Origin of the sequence: Pararhizobium antarcticum, from assembly GCF_001885585.1 — a bacterium.
Classification (GTDB): domain Bacteria; phylum Pseudomonadota; class Alphaproteobacteria; order Rhizobiales; family Rhizobiaceae; genus Pararhizobium; species Pararhizobium antarcticum.
The window spans coordinates 1-7,151 of the sequence record NZ_LSRP01000152.1 but is presented as its reverse complement, the minus strand read 5'-3'; the positions used below and the strand labels follow the sequence as shown (position 1 = coordinate 7,151).

At 55.9% G+C, this 7,151-nt stretch carries 9 protein-coding genes; 2 read left to right on the top strand and 7 right to left on the bottom strand.

All coding sequences use genetic code 11. From position 1 onward, the window contains the following. The 3 genes from AX760_RS25815 to AX760_RS25805 form a co-directional block, all read right to left on the bottom strand. The coding region (locus AX760_RS25815) for a DUF808 family protein (protein ID WP_139276563.1) at positions 1 to 546 on the bottom strand (546 nt) is incomplete at its 3' end. A gap of 48 nt (positions 547 to 594) precedes the next feature. Next, entirely contained in the window at positions 595 to 1,467 is an 873-nt protein-coding gene (locus AX760_RS25810) for a lipid kinase (protein WP_071835886.1), read from the bottom strand. Positions 1,468 to 1,607: 140 nt separating this feature from the next. Continuing rightward, entirely contained in the window at positions 1,608 to 2,534 is a 927-nt protein-coding gene (locus AX760_RS25805) for a DUF6929 family protein (RefSeq protein WP_071835885.1), read from the bottom strand. A 211-nt stretch (positions 2,535 to 2,745) separates the two neighbouring features. Between AX760_RS25805 and AX760_RS25800 the strand changes: the two genes are divergently transcribed. Beyond that, positions 2,746 to 3,057 (top strand): hypothetical protein, encoded by a 312-nt coding sequence (locus tag AX760_RS25800; protein WP_071835884.1) that lies wholly within the window; start codon positions 2,746 to 2,748, stop codon positions 3,055 to 3,057. Positions 3,058 to 3,059: 2 nt separating this feature from the next. After that, on the top strand, positions 3,060 to 3,683 hold the full coding sequence (locus AX760_RS25795; protein WP_071835883.1) for an exopolysaccharide biosynthesis protein: 624 nt from the start codon (positions 3,060 to 3,062) through the stop codon (positions 3,681 to 3,683). 135 nt (positions 3,684 to 3,818) lie between these two features. Here the strand turns inward: AX760_RS25795 and AX760_RS25790 are convergent, their stop codons facing one another. From AX760_RS25790 to AX760_RS25775, 4 genes are all read right to left on the bottom strand, one after another. Beyond that, positions 3,819 to 4,433: a DUF2306 domain-containing protein gene (locus tag AX760_RS25790; RefSeq protein WP_175552143.1), complete on the bottom strand. Its 615-nt coding sequence runs from the start codon at positions 4,431 to 4,433 to the stop codon at positions 3,819 to 3,821. Positions 4,434 to 4,458: 25 nt separating this feature from the next. Then, complete coding sequence (locus AX760_RS28025) at positions 4,459 to 4,590, bottom strand: helix-turn-helix transcriptional regulator (RefSeq protein WP_280950808.1); 132 nt, start codon at positions 4,588 to 4,590, stop codon at positions 4,459 to 4,461. 201 nt (positions 4,591 to 4,791) lie between these two features. Next, the gene (locus tag AX760_RS25780) at positions 4,792 to 5,247 is read right to left on the bottom strand and encodes a response regulator (RefSeq protein ID WP_071835881.1); all 456 of its coding nucleotides are present in this window, start codon (positions 5,245 to 5,247) and stop codon (positions 4,792 to 4,794) included. A 283-nt stretch (positions 5,248 to 5,530) separates the two neighbouring features. Beyond that, positions 5,531 to 7,151: calcium-binding protein (locus AX760_RS25775; protein WP_083531353.1), on the bottom strand; the 1,621-nt coding region annotated here is incomplete at its 5' end.

Below are 7,151 nucleotides of genomic sequence, written 5' to 3'. Positions count from 1 at the left end.
GCCGACGGCCGCGAGCACAAACGCCTGAATGTAGATACTGGTTTCGGACACGTCGGCAAGCGTCAGCGCCATGATCTCAGCGGACAAAATGAAATCGGTTCGAACCGCACCGCTAACCTTTTGGTTCTCCAGCGCGACGGGGTCCGTTTCCTCGCCAAGCACCTCTTTCTCGTGGCCGTGGGCAGCATGCGGAAAGAACACCGCATAGAGTTTTTCAGCGCCTTCGTAGCAAAGGTAGATCCCGCCGACCATCAGCAGCGGCGTGATCACCCAACTTGCAAAATAGCCCAAAAGAAGAGCTGCGGGTAGAAGAAACACGAGTTTGTTCTTCAGCGATCCGAGTGCGATGCGACCGATAATCGGGAGTTCGCGAGCCGGAGATAGCCCCACCACATAACGTGGCGTAACGGCGGCGTCGTCAATGACGATCCCTGCCGCCTTGGTTGTTGCCTTTGCTGTCTGCGCTGCGACGTCGTCGAGTGACGCAGCAGCCAGTTTTGCGATTGCAGCGACATCATCGAGAAGCGCTATGAGACCTGTTGCCATGGAGAGTCGCCGACCTTGTATTGAAGTTGATTGAATTGCACAGGCTCTTTAGGGAACGAAGACCGAGAGCACTTTTTCCCGTATGCTAAACGTAACCGGTGTTTTCGTCTTGAGCTCGCCGTCAAGGTTGACAGCGCGCGGCTTGCTGGTGCGAATTGTCAGATCTTTGGTCGAAAAAGCCCTTACATCGTCCCAGTTGCCATGCGTACCTTTGCGAAGGCTCGGCAGCAGTGCCAGCAGTCTCCACCAGTGATCGACCTCGAGGCTGTAGAAATCGAGCATGCCATCTGTCGCTGTGGCATCTGCCTGTACCGTCATGCCGCCGCCATAAAAGCGCCCATTGCCGACGGCGACCTGCAGCGTCCGCAGCTCCTCTGTCTGACCATCATGGTCTAGGGTTGCGGTGAACAGCCGTGAACTGGCCAGCAATCGGGCCGCGATGATCGCATAGCCGAGCTTGCCCCAGCGCTTCTTGGCATTTTCTGTCAAAGACATTGCAAGATCAGCACTGAAGCCCACACTCGCGACGTTGAAAAACAGATGCCCGTTGGCTTCACCGAGGTCGATCCGGGTAGTTTTATCTTTAGCGATGACATTGATGGCCGCAGCTAGATCGAGCGGAAGGCCGATGGTCCTCGCAAAATCATTCGCCGTCCCGAGAAGAAGAACGCCCAAAGGCAGTCTCGTCTTCAGTAATCCTTCGGCAGCCCCATTCAGGCTCCCGTCACCACCTCCGACGAGTACACGATCTACGGTGCCGAGGTGCTTTTCGATCACCTCGGACATCGTACCACCATGTTCAGCAGGCGGTTCGATGAAGCGAATTCCGGCTTCGTCCAACAGTCTGCGCACCTCGGGAAGGCTCTCCTTACCTCTTCGAGAATTGGGATTGACCAGCAATAGGGCTGTTTTCACTGTCATAGGGCAGGTTCCTGCGCGGGGACGCGTTTGCGAACTTAGACCCCTAGCAAAGCGGTCAGTGTTGATTGAAGATCAACTGGACCGATATGTGCACTGCAGCATGTATCGTCAATGGGTGCTTGTGGAGCGACGTTGAGTTATCAGGAAGTTTTCACCTCGATCGACCCGGACAGGAGCATCGAAGGTATGGCAGGGTCGTCTGCATCGGTGACAAGGAGGATATCCAGCCGATTGCCATCAAGGCACGCACTGATGCCCTCCACCTTGTATGGCCGGTCAAATTGCTGGAAGGAAAGCAAATGTCCATTGTTATCGATGATACCGATTCCTGCTCCGACGCAGGCCCCATCGTGGTACGCATCGTCGGTATCCTCGGCCACGGCACTGAATACCATTGAGCCCCCGGGCAAAGCTGTTGCGTCGGTAAAACAAAGTGGAACGTCATCGATGATGCCAAGATCTATCCGTTGAATCGCAAACGGTTTGACGGCTTCGGCGTGCGGACTGTGTAAAGCAACGAGGATCTGTGGAAGGGAGTACCGGATAATTGCATTGTCAACCTGCCGTTTGTTGCCGCGCTGGAACAAGCGGAACTCATCGCCAACAACAAGAGCGCCTTCAATATTCAGTTCGGCGAACGCGTCGTGAAGCGGATCGAGAATGGGGGACAAATCGAGTTCACGAATTGATCTGCAGATTTTGCCTTGTGGGCCTACGCCCAGCAGCGCGCCCGCGAACCGGTTTGGCCTAGACCCAGATCCCAGAGCCAACAGTGCACCATGCGGGAAACCCTGGAAAGTGGGCAGAAGCGTGAGGGCTTCGAGGTCCGGCTTCTGCCGCTTTCGCTCGGCCTTGCTTTCGGGAAGCGCGCCATCAAAAAGACGGATCAGGTGACCAGGCTCATGCGCAGTCATCGAAAACACACCCAGATGAAGTTCGTCGTCCGCAACAACGTAAATATGCGAGCCTGCACGGACGAGCCCGCTTGCAGCGCTGATGTGAAGCGGCCGGTTGCTATTGGATGCCGCGGTGATGTTAAGTTCACGTATTGGGGTAAGGCTTACCATCGTTGGGCCTTATCATAGATGGCAACTACAATCACGCAGCCGCTACCGACCGACTTGACCTTCAGCGGCAAGAGAAATCTCCCTTGACTGGGTGCGAACCCAACCCCACATCCATGGCAACCCGCTGGTCCGGGCCCCTCTGGCGAAATCTACGGCGTTTTCGCGATGTCGGACCAATCCCGACACGTTGCCGTACCCTATGGGGAAATTTATGATTTCCGACGTCGCAGCCTGGCTATTCGCCATGTTTATCATTGATCCGCTTCAGGTCGAGATTCGTGAGCGCCTGAATGGTGCAAGCGTTCCTGTTGAACAGATCCAGCAATCACAGCAATGCATCGCATCGCATGGGCCGCAGCTTTTAAAACGCGCTGGTGAGGAACCGGGTTGGGCTCTTTCCACGGCCGTGGGCGTTGCCGTCGGATGGAACTCACCTGTGGAGCTTTTGGACGCACGCGATCCGAATTGCTCCACACTTGTGCGCCTTCTCCAAAATGAGAAGGGCCGGGATGGCGAAGCCTGACCGTGGGGAAGAAGAATCGCGACACGTTTCACGCTCGTGGCGTAGCCTCGGCGGCGATCGCGAGGCTCGTGGAGACGGCACGTGAACGCGACGGTTTGACGATTGGTGATGCCCTAACCTTAACGGGCGGGGCAAGCTTTGGCTTCGTCATGCTGATGCTTGCACTTCCTGCCATGATACCGATACCTGGTCCGTTCGGACTGGTCTTTGGATCCGCACTCGCAATCGTCGCTCTGCAGTACGCCGCTGGCATCGGCTCGGTCTGGCTTCCGCCTTTCTTCAGAAACCGCCAACTTTCCGCATCGATCTACGTCGCTATTCAGCGTCATGCCGACCCGGTCCTCAGACGGATAGAAGCCATTGTCCTGCCGGGACGCATGAAGGCACTTACAGGTCGAGCGATGCCCTATATTCTTGGGCCACCCGTCTTTACGCTTGCGGTTGCGATCGCTCTCCCCATCCCGTTTGGCAATATCATTCCTGTCGTGGCAATTTGTCTGCTGGCGATAGGTCTGATTGAGCGCGATGGCTTGATGGTTTTGCTCGGGTTGCTGCTGACGCTTGTAGCCCTGTCGGTAACCGCTGCTCTGTTGCAAGGGGCAGTATCCTTTCTGTCGATGTTTTGATCGTTCCGATTGCAAGAACCAGCAGCGCCCGAACAATCACCGAAGATCCATTGCTTTCCGAGGATCGCCACGAGTACGTTCGCCAGTTCCCTCTCATATTCGACAGCAGCAGCCGCATTGCCGGTCCCTCACCGCTCAATTCCTGCGCACCAAACATTCGGCGAAAGCAACGCAGGCTGTCCAAGACACCAAAAACACAATGTCAAAGACGAGGCCCGACGGAGGCTTTCCAGTGATCACGTAAATGGGGAAAAATACCAACGATACGGCTGTAGCCCCCATCCCAATTGCATAGGCGCGGATCATCCAGCTTCGGTGGCGGGCAAAATCCCGTTTTCGGATTGCGTGCATCGCAATGGCCAGAGCCAAGCCTAAGGCAACCCCGAACAAGAACCGCCCGCTAGTGACGGCCACCGAATATGCGTTGGGAAAGTGCCAAAGCAGACTCAGTGAGCTCAGCGAGAGCATCACCCCAGCGGCCACGAATACCCGCCCTAAAACGCGGTGCAAACGTCCGTACTTGTGTACCAGAACACGACCAAACTGGATTGGGCCAAGGATGCCAAACGTAGCGCCGCCCAACACATGCACAAAATGCCAGAACGGGACTGCGTTTAGGCGCAGGCTGTCCTCGGGCAGTGCACCCAATGGTATTTGAACTGCTTGTACCAACGCCAGAATGATTGTGAGTGACGTTCCAAGGAACAATGCAGCGGGCACGACAGCGGGTTTCTCAAACCAACGAGTCACTTTCGTAATCCTTATCTGCGGCTCATCAGTTGCCGCGTTTTTTCCACTGGAAGACTTCCCCGATCTCGACACCGAACACTTCCGCAATGCGGAAGGCGGCCTCAAGGAACGGCGAGTACTTTCTCTGCTCGATCGCTGCCACCGTCTGTCTGTTCATGCCATCAGGTCTGCCAGTTGCCGTTGCGTCATCTCATTGCGATCGAAACGCAGCCGGCGAATAGAGTTGGTGATGGGGGGTAGATGGGGCATCAGGCGTAGCGCGGTACTCGAAGATAATCCAGATTTCTCGGAGGGTGCTGGTACAAACCATCGTGAATAGCAGCATATTGATTGGCAGAATGCTTTCGGCTTCTCGTCTCTACTTACATTTTTGCGAAAAGCGCAATGCCGCCGCCGCAAGGGTCCACAAATGCGATAGAGTATGTTCCTCTTTCTTTAAGGATACAGTACGGCCTGCCGCAGGGTCCTGCTTTACAACTCCTACCGGTCGAGCGAGGAACGCCACCCTATCGAGGAAAGCTTTGCTCTCAAACTGCTTTGAAACCAAACGCACACCACCGCCAGAAATGCGGGCATGAAAAAAGATCTCGATATTGATGACCGGGATGGCGCGTATAGTTCTCACAAGGTCGATATGAGAGCGTGTCGTGATGACAAAGCCAAATTGGTCGGAGCGCAGCGCGTCGAATGCACCGGCAACCGTTGATACCCCAACGCTATCATAGCCATTTTCCGACAACCGATTGACAATCGTTCGCCAGCTATCCGACGGCAGAAATACAAGTATTTTTGTGGTATTTGAGATCGGGGGCATCGGATAAACCCTTCATGGCCGATAGAAATTTAACCCGCTATCTCGCAGAGCTGTGTTTGTTTTTGTGCGGTTTTGCGCGGATGGTGCTCGCGCATCCCCGCTTGTGGGAACTTGATATCGGGTTGCCACCTCGACCGCCTTTACAACGACCGAGCAGTACAAAATACACCTATGCGATCCTGATATGCGGATTCTGGGCTATCTAAAGGGGTACCAATGAATGAAAAAAGCAACGGGCTTGGCTACGCCGCGTTCTATATTGTCCGCGCACCCGTCTGCTACGTTACATCACGAAGAAGTCGTTGTGCGTCAGGGCAAGTTTCGGATCGAGCCTTGCAATGAGAACGGATCCTCCTGATACGTCGCCGTTCGCATCATAGTAGAGTTCGCCCGTGTCCCTCTCATAGACGAGACGGTGCTTAGCATCGGTCGCAAGGCCGCTATTGTTGACGGCAAAGGCCGATGACTGTAGCGAGCCGGCAGAGCCGACCGCCTTGAAGATCGCATTCTCGAGAACCAGACGATCGTCGGCGACATTGAAATCCGTAATCGTATCGACATTGCTGGAAGCACTTGTCGCCGCGTCGAAGACAAAGCTGTCCTTGCCTGTTCCGCCGGTCAGCATATCGCTTCCCGCGCCGCCGATGAGGGTATCATTGCCGGAGCCGCCGATCATCTTGTCGATCCCGGAGCCGCCATCGAGCTGGTCATTGCCGGACCCTCCATCAAGCGTATTCTTGCCGCTGTTGCCGCTCAGCGTATTGGCACCGCTATTGCCGGTTCCGTTGATATTGCCGGAACCCAACAGCTTCAGATTTTCGATGCCGGAATAGCTGCCGAGCGAACGCGTGATGGTGGATGTGATTGTGTCCGCGCCCGCGCTATCCGTGACACTGTCCGCGCCCGAACCCAGCACATAGGTATCATTGCCGGAGCCGCCGACCAGCTTGTCCGTATTGGCGCCACCGTCCAGAATATTGTTGCCGGCATTGCCGGTGATCGTGTTCTTGAGCCCGTTGCCGGTGGCATTGATGTTGCCTGTCCCCAACAGCGTCAAATTCTCGAAAGCACCCCGGACATAAGACGTTTCAGCAAGGTTGAAACTCACCGAGGATCGGACCGTATCGACACCGCTGCCGCCGCGCTCGTCGATGACATCTGTCACCCGGTCGACCACATAGCTATCATTGCCCGAGCCGCCAAGTAGCGTGTCGGTGCCGGCGCCGCCGTCCAAAAGGTCGTTGCCCGCCCCGGTTTCGATACGGTCGTTACCGCTGCCGCCGCCGACATTGTCCACTCCTGCATGGCCGCGATAGATGTCCGCCTCGCCTTCCAGATCGATCCTTGGCGCACCGGTCTTGAAGCGGCCAAGTCCAGTCAGGTCAAAGACATCCTTGCCTGTGGTGCCTGTCAGCAGAAAACCATTGGTATCAAGAACCTCGATACTTGCCGCTGCAGTGATTGTGAATGTCTGGCGGTCGGTATTGTTGGTCAGCCGTATCGTGTCGCTGCCCTGGCCTCCGAGAAACGTGTCGGCTCCAATGTCCCCGATCCAGAATGTATCGTCGCCGGCGCCGCCATCGAACAGGTCGCGGCCAGAATCGCCGTAAAGCTGGTCGTTTCCGGCACCGCCGTACAATTTGTCATTGCCTGCGCCGCCGTGCACGGTATCGACGCCCGCATAGCCGATATATGTATCTTCGCCGCCATGCAAAGCGATTACCGGACCGGTGTTGACGAGTGATTTTAGTCCGCTGAAATCATAGGTGTCGCCGCCTTGCGTGCCCTGCATCGAAAAGCCACCGGTATTGAGCACTTCGACGCCGGATGCGGCGTCGAGGATGATCTCCTGGCGAGCGAGATTGCCGGAAAGACGAACGGTATCGGTACCCGATCCACCGATA

Coding starts and splice junctions, on each gene's coding strand:
- AX760_RS25810 (WP_071835886.1), bottom strand. CDS start 1,467: ATGACAGTGAAAACAGCCCTATTGCTGGTCAATCCCAATTCTCGAAGA.
- AX760_RS25805 (WP_071835885.1), bottom strand. CDS start 2,534: ATGGTAAGCCTTACCCCAATACGTGAACTTAACATCACCGCGGCATCC.
- AX760_RS25800 (WP_071835884.1), top strand. CDS start 2,746: ATGATTTCCGACGTCGCAGCCTGGCTATTCGCCATGTTTATCATTGAT.
- AX760_RS28025 (WP_280950808.1), bottom strand. CDS start 4,590: ATGAACAGACAGACGGTGGCAGCGATCGAGCAGAGAAAGTACTCGCCG.
- AX760_RS25780 (WP_071835881.1), bottom strand. CDS start 5,247: ATGCCCCCGATCTCAAATACCACAAAAATACTTGTATTTCTGCCGTCG.